We start from the raw sequence: 16,991 nt of genomic DNA, 5'->3' as shown, positions 1-16,991 counted from the left end.
CGCATGCCGGACGTGCGCCCCGGGCCGCCCAAAACCGGCCCGTCCGTGTCGGGTAAATATGTCGGCTTTTCTATTCCCGGATAAACGGTCTTTCGGCATTTTCCCGACATACTCGCCGGATACGCCCGCGTGTAGAACCTCGACATCCAGCGCGACGCCCTCGCCCGTGCCGGCTGCACCAAGCTGTTCGAGGAGAAGCGCTCGGGCAAGGCCGGCACCAAGCGCCCCGCCTTCAAGGAGGCGCTGGCCTACCTGTGCCCCGAGGACGTGCTGGTGGTGTGGAAGCTCGACCGCCTCGGGCGATCGCTGGTCGAGATGATGCGCACCATCGACGGCCTGCGCGTCAAGGACGTGCACTTCCGATCGCTGACCGAACAGTTCGACTCCGCCACCGCGCACGGCCGCTTCGCCCTGCAGATGCACGGGGCGATGGCCGAGTACTTCCTCGACCTCAACCGCGAGCGCACGATGGAGGGGCTGAAGGCCGCGCTCGCCCGGGGCCGGAAGGGCGGCCGGCCGAAGAAGCTGACCGAGGCCGACGTCGAGGCGGGCCGCGCGCTGCTGGCGGCGGGCACGATCAGCGTGGCCGACTTCGCCTGGCGCCTCGGGGTCAGCCGGGACACGTTCTACACCTACTTCACCCGGGCCCGCGCCAGCAGCACCGTTCGGGGTTGAGAGCCCCCTCCGGGCCGGCCGGCGTTTCTCCCGCGGACGTTCCCTTTTTTATAGGCGGGAAAAACCCCCCGTTCGCGGGTGCGGCAGCGTATGATAATCGATGCCCGCGCCCGATGCCTCCGTTTAACTGCCTCACATGATTGCGCTTTTTATACAACCGCAAGTTCAGGTGGCAGCTTGACGAAGGGTCCGCGCGCGTCGTCCCCCCGCGGTCCGGCGCACGGATCGCCCCGCGGGGCGTCGGATTGCCCGGCCTATCCCTCCCGATTACACCCGGCCCATGAGCGATGGCGTTGGCCTGCCCCCTGAAAAGTGGCTCTTCGCCAAGTTTGGTGGATTGGGTCGCTGGGGCGGATAGCGGGAGGTAGCTCCTGGCTGAACCGGGCAGGAATTCTCAGATCAGGGCATGACCCTTCTCTGTCACATCCCCGGGTGTCGCCTTCTTCACGTCACGCGTGAGGATAGCACTGCCCTTCGCATTGCCGCTCAAGCGAAGCGCAATCACGCCCGTTGCCCAGGTTGTCGTACCGTCAGTCGGTCTGTGCATAGTCGCTATCATCGACGGCCTGCCGACCTGCCGACGAGCGGTCAGGACGTGCGCCTGAACCTGACGATCCGACGCTTCTACTGCCACGATCCTGCTTGCGCGCGTCGGACCTTCGCCGAGCGTCTTCCTCGCTTCCTCGACCGCTACGCTCACAGGACCCGCCGGCTGGCCAACGCTCAGGTTCGGACCGCGCTGGCGCTCGGGGCCACACCCGCCGCTCGACTACTGCCGCACCTGGCGATGCCGACCAGTGCCACGACGCTGCTGCGAGGTATCCGCAAATGGCCGCTGCCGACCGGATCCAAACCGATCATCGTCGGTGTTGACGACTGGGCCCTGCGCAAAGGCCGAACCTATGGCACCATTCTGGTCGACCTCGAACGCCGACGTCCCATCGACCTGCTGCCGGATCGTTCGGCTTCGACCCTGGCAGCTCGTCTGCAGCGCGATCCACAGATCCAGGTCGTGGCACGGGACCGCTCGACCGAATATGCGCGTGGGACAGCCATGGGTGTGCCCGATGCCGTTCAGGTCGCAGACCGCTGGCACCTCTTGCTCAATACCCGGCAGATGGTCGAGCGCTGGCTCGCCCGCGTCCATCCGCGTCTGAAGCGTTTGCCGGCTGTGGCCCCGTCATCGCCATCGATCCAGCGCGTCACAGCCTTCCCACGCGCACCATCCGAGATGCTCGCGCGAGCCGCTGCCCGCCGCCGATGGGAAGCGGCCTACGATGACGTGCGTCGCCGCCATGCAGAAGGACACTCGCTTCGGCGCATCAATCGCGAGACCGGCTTGGCCCGCGCCACGGTGCGTAAGTACGCCTTCGCCGCGAGCTTCCCCCGGAACGGCATGCGCGAGCCGAAGCCGAGCATGCTCGATCCTTTTCTCGGGCATCTGCATGGCCGCTTCGATGAGGGCTGCAAGAACGCTGCGCAGCTCTGGCGCGAACTTCAGGGGATCGGCTTTACCGGCACCTCGAAGCAAGTGCATCGCTGGTTGTCCGAGCGGCGCGCAGGCTCGGCCAAAATGACAATCCGGTCGTCGCCAGCACCGACCGACACCCGTGTTGCGACCTCGACCGCATCACCCCTGGCTTCATCCAAGCAGCTGTCCTGGTATCTCTTGCGTGAGCCGGAAGGACTCGGCGCCGCGCAAGCTGCGGTCGTCTCGCGCGTCCTGCAGGATCCCGAGGCGGCCAAGGTCGTCGATCTCGGCCGCCGCTTCTGCCGGATCGTCCGGAGCTGTTGTGGCCAGCAGCCATCGGGAAAAATGGATGTCACGGCGTTCGATGAATGGCTGGGCGACGCGCAAACCTGCGGTGTCCGCGTCGTAGAGAGCTTCGCTGGCAGCATCGGTCAGGACGGAGATGCCGTTCGATCTGCGCTGACACTGCGTTGGAGCAGTGGGCAGGCAGAAGGGCAGATCACGCGTCTCAAGCTCTTGAAGCGCGCCATGTACGGCCGCGCCAATCTCGATCTCCTCCGACGACGGTTCCTCCTCACAGCCTAATCCACCAAACTTGGCGAAGAGCCGAAAAGTGGTCCTCCCTGAGGTATGGCTTCGCGCCATGTGGAGGATGTTATGATGCGTCGGAAGAAGCATACGGCTGAAGAGATCGTCGCGAAGCTGCGTCAGGTCGATGTTTTGGTCTCGCAGGGCCGCAAGGTCTCCGAAGCAATCCGATCCATCGAGGTGACGGAGGTCACGTACTATCGTTGGCGATCCGAGTACGGCGGCCTGAAGGGTGATCAGGTCAAGCGGCTGAAGTCCTTGGAGACGGAGAACCTGCGCCTGCGTCGGGCGATCTCGGACCTGACGCTGGAGAAGCTCATCCTGAAGGAGGCAGCTTCGGGAAACTTCTGAGCCCGGCTCGCCGCCGGGCTTGCGTCGACTACGTCGTGGCCGAGCATGGCGTGTCGGAACGGTTCGCTTGCCGCGTTCTTGGTCAGCACCGCTCGACACAGCGCAAGCGCGCCGTGGTGGTCGAGGACGAGGCGGCATTGACCGCCGCCATCGTCGCACTGGCTCTCCAGTACGGGCGCTACGGCTACCGTCGGATCACGGCGATGCTCCGCCGCGATGGCTGGACGGTGAACGTGAAGCGGGTCGAACGGATCTGGCGGCTGGAGGGGCTCAAGGTTCCAGCGCGACAGCCGAAGCGAGCCCGCCTCTGGCTCAACGATGGCTCCTGCCTCCGTTTGCGGCCGGAGCGGCCCGGCCACGTCTGGTCTTACGACTTCGTCGAGCACCGCACGCACAATGGGCGCAAGTATCGGATGCTGAACGTGGTCGATGAGTTCACCCGTGAGTGCCTGGCCATCCGTGTGTCCCGTAAGCTGAAGGCGTACGACGTGATCGATGTCCTCTCGGATCTGTTCAGCCTGCGCGGCGTGCCCGAGCATATCCGTTCGGACAATGGCCCGGAGTTCATCGCCAAAGCCGTCCAAGACTGGATCACAGCGGTCGGCTCGAAGACGGCTTACATCGAGCCGGGCAGTCCTTGGGAAAACGGGTACTGCGAGAGCTTCAACGCGAAGCTACGGGATGAACTCCTCAACGGCGAGGTGTTCTACACCCTCAAGGAAGCCAGCGTCGTGATCGAGCGATGGCGGAGGTACTACAACAGCATCCGACCCCACTCGTCACTCGGCTACTGCCCGCCTGCGCCGGAGGTCGTCATCCGGCCACCGGAACCGGGCGGCTCAGTACCGTCCGCTCGCCCCGCCATCGTCACGCGACCGACGATGCACTAACTTCAAACCTGGGCCACCGGATGGGGGCAGGCCACGCGCACCCGGGGGAAGCCATCGCCCCATCTACAGTATTAGTGCCTACCGCGAGACGAGCCGCAGCTCGCCTTTGATCCACATCGTCCCGACCGCGAGCGACATGCAGCCGAACAGCGCCTGATACGAGGGCGTTACGAAGGCGAGGGTCTTCACGCAGCCCGCACGCACGCCCTCCGGCGTCTCCGACCACAGGGCCCGGACCCGCTGCTCGGACTTTGATCGGCCCCCACGAGGTGGTCCAAGGGTAAAGTTAGTGCACGGTGGGCCGCTCCGCCACGAGTAGCTTGGCCGGCGGAGCTGGTCGGGCGAGCGCAGCCGGCCAAGCGGAGAAGGCTGGCACGAACACCTCCGGGGCCGGCGGCCGGTATCTCAGCGATGCATGCGGGCGCACGCCGTTGTAGTGACGTCGCCAGCTTTCGATGACGACCTGCGCTTCTCTGAGTGTGTAGAAGATCTCGCCGTTCAGAAGTTCGTCGCGAAGCCGTGCGTTGAAGCTTTCGACGTAGCCATTCTCCCACGGTGAGCCTGGCGTGATGTAGGCCGTCTTTGCTCCGACGCCGGTGATCCAAGCTTGTACGATCTTCGCAACGAACTCCGGGCCGTTATCCGAACGGATATGGCTAGGTACGCCACGCAGGATGAACAGATCCGAGAGCACGTCGATGACGTCGGTTGCCTTCAGCTTGCGGGCGACTCGGATTGCCAGGCATTCATGCGTGAACTCGTCGACCACGTTGAGCATCCGGATCTTGCGTCCATCGTGCGTGCGGGCCTCGACGAAGTCGTACGACCACACGTGATTGCGGTGTTCCGGGCGAAGACGGACGCAGGAGCCGTCGTTGTCCCAGATCCGCCCTCGCTTGGGCTGTCTGGCTGGGACCTTCAGACCCTCACGCCGCCAAATGCGCTCGACGCGCTTGTCGTTGACGAACCAACCGGCCGCCTTCAGCAATGCGCTGATCTTGCGGTAGCCATAGCGTCCGTACTTCTCAGCCAACGCCACGACATCGGCCGTCAGCGCCTCTTCGTCGTCGCGGCCCCGCGGTACCTTGCGCTGTGTCGAGCGATGCTGTCCGAGCGCCCGACAGGCACGGCGCTCGGAGACGGTTATCGTCCGCATGATGTGCTCGACACAGGCGCGTCGGCGCGCAGGGCTCAGAAGTTTCCCCGGGACGCCTCCTGCAAGATCAGCTTGTCCAGCGTCAAATCGGCGATGGCTTTTCGAAGCCGAGCATTCTCAGTCTCAAGACTCTTCATCCGTCGAACTTGATCCGACTTCAGGCCGCCAAACTCACGTCGCCACCGGTAGTACGTCACCGAACTCACACCGAGCGCGCGGATTGCATCGGCCACGCTCTGGCCCTGTGAGATCAGCACGTCCGCCTGACGTAGCTTCGCGACGATCTCCTCGGGCTTCGGGTGTTTTGCCATCTCGTCCGTCCTCCAGGCTCAAAAGCCATACCAAAGGGCGGACCACTTCAATGGGGGCTGACCAAGGGGCATCTCTGCAGGCGCACATAGATACCGACCAAAGCCGACAAGTTCGCCGCAGGCTTATTGGTAGTCATGCACCATGATCTATGGGAAACATCATTCCTGCAATCGGCTGGCGGCGATCTCGGCGGCGTTGGAGCCTAACAAAAAAGGAGCCGCCCGAAAGCAGCTCCTTAAGTTTCCGTCGTACTGGGTTGGGGGTCAGTACTTCCGGATGATCGGCTCCGGCGACATCGGCACCGGATCGGCTCCGAAGCGGTAGGTCAGGCCCGCGTAGACCGATAGCGGCTGCGCCAGGGTCGTCGTCCGCGGATCGTTGATCGATAGGTTGCCGGCCACCGCACCTGTCTCGGCGAAGGTACCGAAGGTGGCGTAGCGGTTGTTGGTCAGGTTGGTAATTAGCCCGAAAATTTCCAGGTTCTTGGTGACTTGGTATTTAGTCGTCAGGTTCATTACGTAGTAGGCCGGCAGCTTGCGGTTCAGGTTGGACTCGTCACCGCGGTAGTATGAGGACGAGAAGGCCGAAACGTTGAGGCCGAAACGCCAGTTCGGGGTGATATTGTACTCAAACCCGGCTTTGATCTGATGATCTGGGATCAGCGGGATCTTGTCGCCCCGCCGCACGTTGATGCCGCCGTTCGGGACCACATCACCACCGGTCGCGCCGCCAGCCGTGCCGGTACCGGCCAGCGGGTTGTTCGGCGAGGAAAGCGTCTGATTGAACTGGAAGGTCGCGTCGATCAGGGCGTAGTTCGCGTAAATCAGTAGGTCGGGGGTGACGACGTACTCGGCGCTGACCTCGATGCCCTGCCGCTGGGTCGCCGGGACGTTGATGTAGTAGGCGCGCGCCGCGTTGCCGGCCACTGCGACCTGATAGAGGTCGTTCTGTAGGTCGGTCCGGAAGACACCGGCCTTGTAGGTCAGATTGCCGCCCGAGAGGAAGCTCGGGATCACACCGCGGAAGCCGGCCTCGTAGGTCCGCCCGGTGACCTGCTTGAGCGGGGGATCAGCCACCAGCGAGTTCGGCAGGAGGCACGGCTGGGTCGGGCTGGAGCAGGACAGTTCCAGCGGCGTCGGCGCCCGGTTCGACTCCGAGTAGCTGCCGTAGAGGTTGAGCGCCGGGTCGAACTGGTAGGTCAGGCCCGCCAGTGGATTGACCTTGGTGTATTCGTGCGTGCCCGTGATGTCTGGCGAGAAGCCGGTCAGATCGCGCGTCTCGATGCGGGCGTAGTTGAGCCGGAAGCCGGCGGTCAGAGACAGCCGGTCGGTCAGGTCGAGCGTGTCGGTGGCGTAGAGGCCGAGATACAGCGTCGAGCCCGCCACGGATGTCGGTGCTATGCCGATTGCCCCGAGGGTACGGATGTCCGGCGTGTTGAGGCCTGGGATCGTGCCGTAGTACGGGTTATTCGGATCAGTGGTGATCGACAGGTTCGGGTTGATGACGCCGAGAGTGCTCGACGACTTGAACGAGAAAGTGGAAGCGTCGACGCTGCCGCCGACCACGAAGGTGTTGGGTAGACCGAAGATCCGGTCCCGGTTGGCCGCCTGCAGCGAGCCGCCATAGGCTTCCGACTGCGTCAGGGTCGTGTCGATCGTCCCGTAGGGGACATTCTTGACGAACGGGATAGGCTGGCCGTTCAGACCGATGATCGTGAACTGATTGGCGTAGGCGGCACGGGCCGCCACTTGGCTAGTGGGCGGCGCGCTCACATTGAACGCATCATCCTGGAAGCAGAGGAAGCCGCGAAAATTGCCACGCTTGCTGCACTGTTCGAAGTTGCCCTGGTTGCCGTCGACGTAGTTCTCACCGAAGCGCCGGTAATAGGCGTTGCCGGCGAGATCCCAGGTCGGCGAGATATCGACCCGGCCGGTGAGCTGGATTGTGCCGACGTTGGTGGTTTGGGTCTGCGGGTAGGTGAAGATCGCCCGCGGGTCGACATGGGTGAAGTCCACCGGTGTCGCGGCGGCGGCCCCGTAGAAGCTGCGGGCGGCCAACCCGATCAGGTGGAACTCCGAGTCCTGCGAGCGGTAGCCGAGATCGGCGTAGAGCCGGCCGATCGTGCTCGGGTTCTCGTAGCGCCAGCCGCGGTCATTCAGCCCGTCGCCGGTGAAGTAGAAGCTCCAGTTGTCCACGACCTTGCCGTACTGGAGATTGCCGGCCACGCGTCCGTCGGATCCTCCGAAGGCGGTGATTTCGGTGCCCTGCCAAGTGAAGCCGTTCTTCATCTGGATGTTGACCGCGCCACCGATCGCGTTGAGGCCGAACACCGGGTTGCCGGTGACCACGTCGATGCGCTGGACCGCCTGCGGCGGGATCAGGTCGAAGTTGACGACGTCGCCGAAGGCCTCGTTGATGCGGATGCCGTTCTGGTAGACGGCGAGCCCCTGCGGCACGCCCTGGACCGGTGAGGCCGTAAAACCGCGGTAGTTCAGATCGACCCGATTGCCGTTACCCTGCGAGTCGTTGAGGTTCACGCCAGGCGTCTCGCGGGCGAAGGTGGCGATGATGTTGTCGGTGCCGCGGTCGACGTCGATCTGGCGGGTCGTGATGGTCTCGACGGTGCTGGGGATCTTGTTGAGCGGCTGCTCGGAGCCGCGCAGGCGGATCGGACCGGCGGGGGCGGTCGGGATCGTCTGACCCAGCGTGTTGAGGTTTTGCGCAGCACTGGAGTTGCCGCCGCCTGCGCCGACAGGCGAGGTCGAGACGACGCTGATCTCACCGAGTGTCACGGCTTGCTGCGCCTGCGCGATGCCGGGCAGCAGTGCCACGGATGCGATCAGGCTGCCACGTAGGGCCCGCATGTCTTCCCCCAACCCAAGTTCCCAAGGCGCGCCGCTTCTGGTCGGCTGCGCGGGGTCACTCATGCGGGATCTGAGCTTGACCACAACATGTGTGTGAATTTTTCTTCAGCTTTTGCGGCGAACAAGCGTTGAATTGAAGAATACCGTGACAACGAAAGCACATCAGTACCACTTGTGCTTATTCTAAGTGGGTGCAATCGGCATTTCATGCCGGGATAATTTGGCAACGATTTTTGCCATAATAGAGATACGGTTCCGATTTTAACTGGTCCAACGACTCGCATAACAGGCCGGTGTGAAGCCTCGTCATGACAGCTCATCCCCTCTTCCAGCCCCACCCCGCGCGCGCTCAATCGCCCGTTGTCGCGAAAGGAGAGGGCATGGTTCTCGCGATTGGAGCGAAGCCGGTCAGGGTGACATACGAGCTGCTGCTGGAGCGGGTGTCCGGAGAGGTAGCCGGGCACGGCACTCTTCACGCCCGCCGGTCCGCGCTTAAACGGATGTGGCTTGAGCCTGTCGTGATGCTGCGGACCGAAGACGGCGAGCACATTGATATATCGATCACCGAGTTTGATAACGTGAAAGCCTCATTCAAGGTCGTCGTCTAGAAGTAAACGCCCTCGAATGAGGCCGCATGCTGCGCTGAGGCTCCTCGTGGCGGTCTCGATGACTTACACAGAAGCTGCATCGTGCTTCTGTCCGAAGCCCCTGTTTTTGGCGCGCTTGGAGTTCTGATCGGAATAGGCCTGCGCGACCATCGGGTAGTTCTGCGGCAGGCCCCACTTCTCACGGTAGGCCTCTGGGCTGAGACCCAGCCTTGCGAGGTGGGGCCTGAGCGTCTTGTAGGATCTGCCGTCCTCGAAGCTCATTAGAGCGTCGAGACTGATTGATCTCTGGATCTGCGCGGGGGTCAGCTTCGTCACAGATGCATCGGCCTCCGAAAGGCGCCCAGAGTGCGTCGGCGGCCGCGAGAGATCAACGATTGACCAGCGCCGTGGCCTGCTCAAAAGCCTGAGCGAAGCCCCGCTAGTGTCACTACAATGGCGGAGGGTCGGAAGCCGCCGACGGCCGGCTGCCGAGCCTGATACGTCGATGGCTGGCGCTGCATGAAGCGATCGGCGCCTTGTTGCCCGGGGTGACAGAGCCGGAGCATGTTGCTCAGGTGCGGGCAATTCTATGCCCACTCCGCCGCTCTGACTGAAGGGTACGCGCCAGATGCGTACCCTTTGCTTAAGGGCCGGACCTCCCCTAGGGCTACCGAGTGCCAGTTGAAGTATCACCGCTGTGCCACAAGCTCAGAAGCATCACACCACACGCACTGAAGGTGCGGCTGAACGCCTCGGTTCCTGTCGCTGGCAGATGCCCGCGAGCGCATCGAGGAATGGAGGTGCCACTACAACGAAGATCGACCTCACACGGCCCTGGGCGGCTTGACGCCCCGAGCCTTCGCCAACCAAGCTGTCACAGCCCGAGAACTTGCGTAGGTCGTGGACCATAAACGGGGTCAACTCCAACCGCCGATGCACTAACTTCGAACCTGGGCCACCGGATGGGGGCAGGCCACTGCGCGGGCATGCGCTCAAGCTGAAGGTCGGGAGGCATCGTGGTAGCTCACCCTGTTCCTCGGCCTCGCCGAACTTGGCCTACCGCCTCCTTTGCCCGTTGAGCTGAAGTAGCGGCTCTACCAAAAATGTGCCCGGGCGAAACTTTGGCCCGAGCCAGCACGTACCGCTCGCCCATGAGCGAACAACACGACAAGCCCTCGTCCCTGGATGCTGCGTTAGCCGCGCAGATCCATGCTGCCCGCGTACGAGGTGCCTACTCGATTGAGACCCTGGCAGCGCTCGCGCGGGTTACCCCCGAGGTGCTTGCCAGACTTGAGGATGGCTTGCCGATCGCTGAGGCGGGGGCTCGGAATCGCGTCCTGGACGTGCTTGGCCTGCGTCCAGATAGCCATCTCTATCCTGCCAAGCCGACTGATTTACGCCTACGCACTACGGATTGAGATAGAGGCCCGCGCCGACCTTCCCCGGAGCCGCTCGGCTTCCTTGCGCCACGCATCGCGCTCGATCCGCATAGCCTCGACCAGAGCGTGCATGTTGCCGGCGTCGATCGCGGTCTCCACGAGCATGTCCTGCGCCTCGGCCAGCTGTCCGCACAGTTCGGTGTTTGCGACCGCTAATGGATGCCAGTAGCGATCGAAATCTCAGCGCCAATCCGAGGTGTTCTGCATTGAGTGCAATCACAACTGCACGCCGACCAGCGGCAGGTCGGGCCGCCCAAGCGGTCCCGGCCGATGGTGCGCGTTGTGGATTACGGCACTAGGCACATCTTTGTCGTGACGATCTTGTGCCAACCCCAGGGCGTGAGGCCGACGCTGCGGGTCACGTGGCAGCCCGGGCCATACCCGACCGGCACGGCCGCCCGGTAGACGGGATACGGGCGCCCGACCACCACAGTGCGGGGCCCGCGCCACACTGGGTACGGGCGGTTCACGACGATGGTGCGGCCACCGCGCCAGCCGCCGCCGTGCCAGCCCGGGCCACCCCAGGCATGATGTCCGCCGCCATGCGGGTGCCAGCCACCGTGACGGCCCTCGTGGTGCCATCCGCCGTGATGTCCACCCCCATGGTGATGCCCGCCTCCGTGGTGGCCGCCATGGCCATGCCCATGGGCGAAGGCGGGCGAGGCTGCGGTGAGCATCAAGGCGAGGCCGGCGGCTGCGGCCGTGGCGAGGATGCGAGGTCCCATGATCCGTCTCCTATCCGGCCGGCCGAGGTGGCTGGTCGTGCGGAGACGGTGCGCGCCGATCGGGACACGCCTGCTGAACAGGCTCGTTAGCGGCCGTTCAGTTTCACAGTCTTCGACAGCGGGAATCTGTAGAGATTCCCATCAAAGCCGTCTGAAATAGCGCATTACATTTTATACATGAACGAGAACGTGATCACTGTCCGACCAAAGCGTGGCGCTCCGATGAGGGGATTTCTTTCACGGCGTGATGTGCAGTGCGTGGTCCTTGGCTTTGATGCGGCTACCGTTTGACGGCTGAGATGATCGACAACACCGTGTTCAGGTTCATCTGATCCTCGTTCTTCATTCCGGCCGGCCGCAGACCCTCACCGCATAGCTCGGCCGCCTCCACCACCCGCGCGGATCCCTGCGCGGTCTGATCGGTCAGGGTCGCCCGCTGCCTCTCGGCAGCCTTTCTTCGGTTCCGTATCCACAACCTGCCTCTGTGGATCTCTCCTATCCGTGGGGTGAATCGTTTTGCACCCTATGACGCCCAGCAGCGCTGGGGCCGTGGCTCGCCCTCCCCGCCGGAGCCACTGCAGCCACTCCCGGCTGATGATGCGGACCACGTTCGGCTCGTTCTTCCGGCCTTGGTGGCGGCGCTCCTGGATGGTCAGCAGACCGTCGCCCTCGGCCAGCCGGATCGCGGCTTGTGCCAACCTCCGGCAGACGCCGGCCCGTGCTGCGATGGCGTCGATGCACAGCCCACAGGCGCCGTTCCTGGCGACCTCGTCACCGACAATCCGCAGGACCGCGAGCTGCCCGGTGGTGAACCGCAGGCCAAGGGCGGGCGGCATCGGACCGGAGAAGGCCAGTCGGCGGCGACGCGCAATGGCCACGGATCGCTCAGGAGCCCGCTGGGGGCGTTTCGGCGGGAACAGCGTCACGCGGCCGAGCGGAATGCCCACGGGCGCCACGGCCTCGCGCACGGCGCTTCTGCGGGTGTGCAGCGCCTCGGCCAAGCCTTGAGCCTCAGCATCGGTGACGGTCTCGGCGGCGTGAGCCTGCCAGATGGTGCGCGACAGGTCGTCGAGCTGCGCAAGCGTGCGCGCGCCCTCGATCGCCGACCGCATGGTGGCGTGAAACATCGTCCTCGGTCCCTCACGGGCCGCGGCTAGGGTCCAGGCAAAGCCTTCCCGTTGACGGAAACGGGTTCCGTCTTGACTCCCGAGGGGAGTTCATGGCTTGTGAGGGGTATTCGGTACGCGCCTCACAGCGCCTCAGGTTTTCAGCACCCTCGTCCTTGCCGGGACGGGGGTGTTGGCTTTTCAGGGTCTCTGTCTCGCGGCTATGGTCTCCTGAATAGCGGCGCGACTCGCTTGAGCGAGCCTAGCCGTGACCGCCCATGTCGGCCGGCAGCGGCGGTTAAGTCAACGGCGGGTCCGATCATAGCCGATCCCGCAGCTGTGTATATACAGAAACCGCTTGCATCTACGGTGTTTCGGTATATACCGAATGCATGAAATTCTTCGCGCCTCAGCCGAAGCGGGCCGCCAACATCGCCAAGCACGGCTTGGACCCGGCCGACTTCGAGGAGGCGTTCAGCTTCGACCGCTATCTTAGCCGTGAGACCAAGCCGAGCCGCACCGGCCGCGCTCGCATCCTAGTGATCGGCATGTGGTTCGGCGACGAGATCGTCACCGCCATCCTCTCGCCGCTCGGCACCGAAGCGTGCGACGTGGTGAGCGTCCGTCCCGCCAGCGACAAGGAAAGGGCCGCCTATGACCGCCTCTAATCCCGCGCCCGGCTACGTGCCGAACCCCGACTACAGCCAGGAAGATTGGGACGAGGTGTCCGACAATCCCGAGCTGACGGACGCGGAGATCGCCGAGCTGCGCCCGAACGGGGAGGGCCTGCCCGTCGAGATGGCCGCGGCGTTCAAGAGCCTCGGCGGTCGACCGAAGTCCGAGGCCAAGGCCGTCCCGGTCTCGCTGCGGGTGCCGCCGGACGTGCTGGCTGCATACAAGGCTGATGGCCCTGGTTGGCAGACCCGGATGAACGAGGCGCTTGCCGCCGGCCTACGGACCCGAAACTAATACGGTCAGGGCTGCCGTTTCTGTATACACCCTCTTGCTGCATCCACCCCATAAGGCCACGGGCGCCCTACAGCCCGTGAAGGTGGCCCCGCAGCCACCCCTTCACGACCTGATAGCGATCGCCGCTGGCCTTAAAATCGAAGCGGTCCTTGTGAGTCATGGCGAACATCGCGGCCTGCTGTTCGGTTTGCCTCTCGTGAGGCGGCAGAGACAGCCACATGCGGACGATCTCTCGTTTCGCATCGTCTTTGAGCATCCCCAGTCCTCTGCTTAATCGGACCGCACGTCCTTCATCTCAAAGAGAAGCGTCCCGACCGCGTGCCCGTCTGTGGCATCCCCTGCTTTCACAACGAGCGGCCAGTTGGACATGTCGCTGGATGCGCTCTCCAAACGGCGGGTGTTCTTTGCCCACGCCATGGCCTCTTGAACGGCTTGATCGAGGTCAGGCGCCTCAACTCCCGGCCGCTGGAATGATGATTGGCCGCTGAGGTGGCCGAGCGTGAAATTGTAGAGCGGCATGCAGGCCCCCGGCCATTGAGTCGCCGCCGAGCTTAGCTCTGTTGGTGCATTTGCTCCATGACCCCACCCGTCCCAGCATAGGCAGCCTAAGGTCCCATCTCGACAGCCGCGCTTCCTGCGCCCATCTTGCTGGGATGCGCTACGCCCTCGCCGCCGCGATCATCGCTACCTTGGTCGCGCCCGCAACCGCGGCACCCGCGGTCAAGGATTTAATCGCCGCGTGGAACTCCGCAGGCGAGACGTGCGGCGGAAGCACCCGAGACGAACAGTTGCGCTCAGACGAGTGTGCCCGCCAAGCCGCCCTCCGCGCGCATCTCAATGACGCTGGATGGTGCTACGGACATGAAGGCGAAGCGCAATATCAGAAGCGGTGGCACCGATGCGGTCCACGATCGATCATATCGAATGACCTGGCCCCCTACAGAAGCAATTAAACCTGCCCGTAGTTCACAGCTTGCGCGAATTGCCGTTCCTTAAGCCGGTCGCGCAAGTTGCTGGCGATCTCCCGACTATCGCCCGCGTTGTTAAAGTTCATGTCACCGTGGAAGTGCGTCTCAGTGCTGGACGTGCTGCTGGTGCGGTTGTCGTTCATGACCGATGCCAGCCGGTCAGCCTGCGCCGTCTGAGCAGACGCAACCACCGATGCGGCGCCGGCCCGTGCGGCTGGCGGGGTGTCCCCGTACAGTAGCGCGGCCATAGGCTTCCGCCGATCATCCTTCGGATCCGCGAGAATGTCCCGACGCGAGCCGCTGCGCGCGCGCTCGGCCTCGCCCATCGTCTGACCGGGGGCATCCGTCATGCTGTTTGGCTTGAGCACACGAGGGGCGCCGTTCGGAAGTGTGTCGCCAGTTGGCGGTGTCGTGGCGGCCCGAATGGTCTCTAGATCCTTATCCCGCTGCGTTGGCTGATCGGGCGCCTGGATCTTCGGTAGCCACTCGCGAGCATGGCGTGCCCGACCGCCTTCTTCCCCGGGGCCGAAACGCTCACTTTCGCGAACGCCATGGATGGCTTCGCCGACGCACGCGGGCCGGCGCGCGATCATCCTGGAAATGGCGTGGCATGGGATCGGAGGGCCGACGCCGTGATTGCCGCCCTCCCCGATCCGCCGACTCCTGCCAGCATCCTCGCCCTGATCCAGGGCATTGAGCGCCATGGGCCGGCCGCTCCGGCGGCCATCGCTTTCCGGTCTGCCCTGTTCCGTGCCGGCCTTGAGGCGGACGCAGCCGGCGGTCTCGCCGCTCTCGACAGGCTGATGGATGCAGCCGCAGCGGTAGATCCCGACCGCGCGGACGCCCGCACCGCGATCCTGCGGGCTGCTTGGGCCGATCTGCTCCCCGGACCTGGTGGGAGGGCTCGGCCATGACAGCCACGGTCACAGGGGGCGACAAGCTCGAAGCGCGGCTGAAGGAGATCGCAGCCGGCCTGCGTCGCGCATCCACCGTGGAGGTTGGCTGGCTCGACGGGGCGACCTACCCCGATGGGACGCCGGTCGCCCTCGTGGCCCTCATCAACGAATTCGGCAACGCGGCTTAGGGCCAACCGCCGCGCCCCGCCATCCGCAACACCATCGCGGTCAAGGCGACGGAGTGGCAGGCCAAGTTCGCGGTGTTGCTCACGGCCAACCGCTACGACACGGATAAGGCGCTCGCGCTCATGGGTGAGATCATCAAGGGCGACCTACAGCAGGCCATTACCGAATATTTCGGGCCGCCGCTGAAGCCATCCACCGTCGCGCGGAAGGGGTCGGACAAGCAGCTCGTCGACCAAGGCATTGAGCTTGCCGGCATCGACTACCGGGTGAAGTGACACTGCCTGAAGGTCAATTAGATCGTCAAAATTGGCCCGTGAGACGCATTCTCCGCCTCGACGCATGGGGGGGAGCTGCGACAGTCAAAGGAACGCCGTCCTGAGCCAAATTTGGCGATCTGAACGGCAAGCACGAGGATCAACGATGCCCTATCCCAATTCCAGCGCCGACGATGCAGCTTGGTTCGAAACCCATCCTGATCGTGGCTATCGCTGTCGTCACCGGACCGGTGCCGAGAAGGGTGCGGATCGTGCCGCCCTGTCCGGTCCTGCCTACGGTCTCGTCGTAATCCGCCGATGCGACGCACAGACGGTCACCCTGTGGTCGTGGCCTGCCCCCCTCTGGTGGCCCGGGTTCGAAGTTAGTGCATCGTCGGTCGTGAGACGATGGCCGGGCGAGCGGACGGCACTGAGCCGCTCGGTTCGGTTGGCCAAATGACGACCTCCGGCGCAGGCGGGCAGTAGCCGAGTGACGAGTGCGGCCGGATGCTGTTGTAGTGCGTCCGCCACTGCTCGATTACGACGCTGGCTTCCTTGAGGGTGTAGAACACCTCGCCGTTGAGGAGTTCATCCCGCAGCTTTGCGTTGAAGCTCTCGCAGTACCCGTTCTCCCACGGACTGCCAGGCTCGATGTAGGCGGTCTCTGAGCTGACCGCTGCGATCCAATCTCGGACAGATCGAGCGATGAACTCAGGCCCATTGTCCGAGCGGATATGGCCAGGCACGCCGCGCAGGCTGAAGAGATCCGAGAGGACATCGATCACATCGTGCGCCTTCAGCTTACGTGATACGCGGATCGCCAGGCACTCACGGGTGAACTCATCGAGGACATTCAGCATCCGGTATTTGCGACCGTTATGCGTCCGGTGCTCGACGAAGTCGTACGACCAGACATGGTCGGGTCGCTCTGGCCGCAGGCGTTTGCCCGAGCCGTCGTTGAGCCAGAGGCGGGCCCGCTTCGGCTGTCGCGCTGGAACCTTGAGCCCCTCCCGCCGCCAGATCCGTTCGACCCGCTTCACGTTGACCGTCCAGCCATCGCGCCTGAGCAGCGCGGTGATCCGACGGTAGCCGTAGCGCCCGTACTGGAGAGCCAGCGCGACGATGGCGGTGGTCAGTGCGGCCTCGTCCTCGACCACCACGGCGCACTTGCGCTGTGTCGAGCGGTGCTGACCGAGAACGCGGCAAGCGAACCGTTCCGATACGCCATGCTCGGCCACGACGTAGTCGACGCAAGCCCGGCGGCGAGCCGGGCTCAGAAGTTTCCCGAAGCCGCCTCCTTCAGGATCAGCTTTTCCAGGGTCAGGTCGGAGATCGCCCGGCGGAGGCGCTGGTTCTCAGTCTCTAGAGACTTCAGCCGCTTGACCTGATCCCCCTTCAAGCCGCCGTACTCGGATCGCCAACGATAGTACGTGACCTCCGTCACCTCGATGGACCGAATTGCTTCAGAGACCTTGCGGCCTTGCGAGACCAAGACATCGACCTGGCGCAGCTTGGCGACGATCTCTTCAGCCGTATGCTTCTTCCGACGCATCA

The 16,991-nt window shown here is 64.1% G+C and carries 19 protein-coding genes and 1 pseudogene; 9 read left to right on the top strand and 11 right to left on the bottom strand.

What is annotated here, in order from left to right; all coding sequences use genetic code 11:
- Window positions 1-144 precede the first annotated feature (144 nt).
- The 3 genes from AC3IF1_RS28935 to AC3IF1_RS28925 all read left to right on the top strand — a co-directional run bounded on the left by AC3IF1_RS28935 (window position 145) and on the right by AC3IF1_RS28925 (window position 3,975).
- Window positions 145-675 carry a recombinase family protein gene (locus AC3IF1_RS28935; protein WP_489220582.1) on the top strand — a complete coding sequence of 177 codons (531 nt, stop codon included), beginning with the start codon at window positions 145-147 and terminating at the stop codon, window positions 673-675.
- A 406-nt stretch (window positions 676-1,081) separates the two neighbouring features.
- Window positions 1,082-2,731, top strand: coding sequence for an ISL3 family transposase (locus tag AC3IF1_RS28930; protein WP_489220569.1), 1,650 nt, complete (start codon window positions 1,082-1,084; stop codon window positions 2,729-2,731).
- Between the two features lie 75 nt (window positions 2,732-2,806).
- Window positions 2,807-3,975, top strand: a protein-coding gene (locus AC3IF1_RS28925) for an IS3 family transposase (protein WP_489220288.1) whose coding sequence is annotated in 2 segments (ribosomal slippage) — window positions 2,807-3,071 and window positions 3,071-3,975 — 1,170 coding nt in all. Because the reading frame shifts where the segments join, the coding sequence is not laid out codon by codon here.
- A 78-nt stretch (window positions 3,976-4,053) separates the two neighbouring features.
- On the opposite strand, the gene AC3IF1_RS28920 is transcribed toward AC3IF1_RS28925, so the two are convergent.
- The 3 genes from AC3IF1_RS28920 to AC3IF1_RS28910 all read right to left on the bottom strand — a co-directional run bounded on the left by AC3IF1_RS28920 (window position 4,054) and on the right by AC3IF1_RS28910 (window position 8,307).
- Window positions 4,054-4,179: a hypothetical protein gene (locus tag AC3IF1_RS28920; RefSeq protein ID WP_489220568.1), complete on the bottom strand. Its 126-nt coding sequence runs from the start codon at window positions 4,177-4,179 to the stop codon at window positions 4,054-4,056.
- A gap of 82 nt (window positions 4,180-4,261) precedes the next feature.
- Window positions 4,262-5,442, bottom strand: a protein-coding gene (locus tag AC3IF1_RS28915) for an IS3 family transposase (protein ID WP_489220567.1) whose coding sequence is annotated in 2 segments (ribosomal slippage) — window positions 4,262-5,181 and window positions 5,181-5,442 — 1,182 coding nt in all. Because the reading frame shifts where the segments join, the coding sequence is not laid out codon by codon here.
- 264 nt (window positions 5,443-5,706) lie between these two features.
- Complete coding sequence (locus AC3IF1_RS28910; RefSeq protein WP_489220566.1) at window positions 5,707-8,307, bottom strand: TonB-dependent receptor; 2,601 nt, start codon at window positions 8,305-8,307, stop codon at window positions 5,707-5,709.
- A 380-nt stretch (window positions 8,308-8,687) separates the two neighbouring features.
- Here AC3IF1_RS28910 and AC3IF1_RS28905 point away from each other — a divergent pair, with 380 nt between their 5' ends.
- Window positions 8,688-8,915 (top strand): hypothetical protein, encoded by a 228-nt coding sequence (locus AC3IF1_RS28905; protein WP_489220565.1) that lies wholly within the window; start codon window positions 8,688-8,690, stop codon window positions 8,913-8,915.
- Window positions 8,916-8,978: 63 nt separating this feature from the next.
- Here AC3IF1_RS28905 and AC3IF1_RS28900 read toward each other — a convergent pair whose 3' ends face one another.
- Window positions 8,979-9,230: a MucR family transcriptional regulator gene (locus AC3IF1_RS28900; protein WP_489220564.1), complete on the bottom strand. Its 252-nt coding sequence runs from the start codon at window positions 9,228-9,230 to the stop codon at window positions 8,979-8,981.
- 420 nt (window positions 9,231-9,650) lie between these two features.
- Here AC3IF1_RS28900 and AC3IF1_RS28895 point away from each other — a divergent pair.
- A pseudogene (locus AC3IF1_RS28895) lies at window positions 9,651-9,791 on the top strand (integrase core domain-containing protein); the annotation flags it as partial.
- 296 nt (window positions 9,792-10,087) lie between these two features.
- Here AC3IF1_RS28895 and AC3IF1_RS28890 read toward each other — a convergent pair.
- The 3 genes from AC3IF1_RS28890 to AC3IF1_RS28880 form a co-directional block, all read right to left on the bottom strand.
- A complete protein-coding gene (locus AC3IF1_RS28890) occupies window positions 10,088-10,264 on the bottom strand; it encodes a hypothetical protein (protein WP_489220563.1) in 177 nt (58 codons plus the stop codon).
- 356 nt (window positions 10,265-10,620) lie between these two features.
- Window positions 10,621-11,058 carry a hypothetical protein gene (locus AC3IF1_RS28885; protein ID WP_489220562.1) on the bottom strand — a complete coding sequence of 146 codons (438 nt, stop codon included), beginning with the start codon at window positions 11,056-11,058 and terminating at the stop codon, window positions 10,621-10,623.
- Between the two features lie 365 nt (window positions 11,059-11,423).
- Window positions 11,424-12,185 (bottom strand): hypothetical protein, encoded by a 762-nt coding sequence (locus tag AC3IF1_RS28880; protein WP_489220561.1) that lies wholly within the window; start codon window positions 12,183-12,185, stop codon window positions 11,424-11,426.
- A gap of 371 nt (window positions 12,186-12,556) precedes the next feature.
- On the opposite strand from AC3IF1_RS28880, the gene AC3IF1_RS28875 reads away from it, so the two are divergent.
- Window positions 12,557-12,832, top strand: coding sequence for a BrnT family toxin (locus AC3IF1_RS28875; protein WP_489220560.1), 276 nt, complete (start codon window positions 12,557-12,559; stop codon window positions 12,830-12,832).
- A complete protein-coding gene (locus AC3IF1_RS28870; protein WP_489220559.1) occupies window positions 12,819-13,133 on the top strand; it encodes a BrnA antitoxin family protein in 315 nt (104 codons plus the stop codon). Before AC3IF1_RS28875 ends, AC3IF1_RS28870 begins: the two co-directional genes overlap by 14 nt.
- A 67-nt stretch (window positions 13,134-13,200) precedes the next feature.
- Here AC3IF1_RS28870 and AC3IF1_RS28865 read toward each other — a convergent pair whose 3' ends face one another.
- From AC3IF1_RS28865 to AC3IF1_RS28855, 3 genes are all read right to left on the bottom strand, one after another.
- A complete protein-coding gene (locus AC3IF1_RS28865) occupies window positions 13,201-13,389 on the bottom strand; it encodes a hypothetical protein (RefSeq protein WP_489220558.1) in 189 nt (62 codons plus the stop codon).
- 14 nt (window positions 13,390-13,403) lie between these two features.
- Window positions 13,404-13,652, bottom strand: a complete 249-nt coding sequence (locus AC3IF1_RS28860) for a hypothetical protein (protein WP_489220557.1) — start codon at window positions 13,650-13,652, stop codon at window positions 13,404-13,406.
- Between the two features lie 430 nt (window positions 13,653-14,082).
- Window positions 14,083-14,805: a hypothetical protein gene (locus tag AC3IF1_RS28855; RefSeq protein ID WP_489220556.1), complete on the bottom strand. Its 723-nt coding sequence runs from the start codon at window positions 14,803-14,805 to the stop codon at window positions 14,083-14,085.
- A 206-nt stretch (window positions 14,806-15,011) separates the two neighbouring features.
- Here AC3IF1_RS28855 and AC3IF1_RS28850 point away from each other — a divergent pair, with 206 nt between their 5' ends.
- Together AC3IF1_RS28850 and AC3IF1_RS28845 are read left to right on the top strand one after the other, a co-directional pair.
- Window positions 15,012-15,185 carry a hypothetical protein gene (locus AC3IF1_RS28850; protein ID WP_489220555.1) on the top strand — a complete coding sequence of 58 codons (174 nt, stop codon included), beginning with the start codon at window positions 15,012-15,014 and terminating at the stop codon, window positions 15,183-15,185.
- 72 nt (window positions 15,186-15,257) lie between these two features.
- Window positions 15,258-15,458 carry a hypothetical protein gene (locus AC3IF1_RS28845; RefSeq protein ID WP_489220554.1) on the top strand — a complete coding sequence of 67 codons (201 nt, stop codon included), beginning with the start codon at window positions 15,258-15,260 and terminating at the stop codon, window positions 15,456-15,458.
- Window positions 15,459-15,820: 362 nt separating this feature from the next.
- Here AC3IF1_RS28845 and AC3IF1_RS28840 read toward each other — a convergent pair.
- A protein-coding gene (locus AC3IF1_RS28840) for an IS3 family transposase (RefSeq protein ID WP_489220553.1) occupies window positions 15,821-16,989 on the bottom strand; the annotation gives its coding sequence in 2 pieces (ribosomal slippage) (window positions 15,821-16,725 and window positions 16,725-16,989; 1,170 coding nt in all).
- Window positions 16,990-16,991: the final 2 nt, after the last annotated feature.

It is taken from the genome of Methylobacterium sp. E-012, assembly GCF_057836545.1.
The sequence above is the reverse complement of the archived record's forward strand: the minus strand, read 5'-3'. Positions and strand labels throughout refer to the sequence as shown.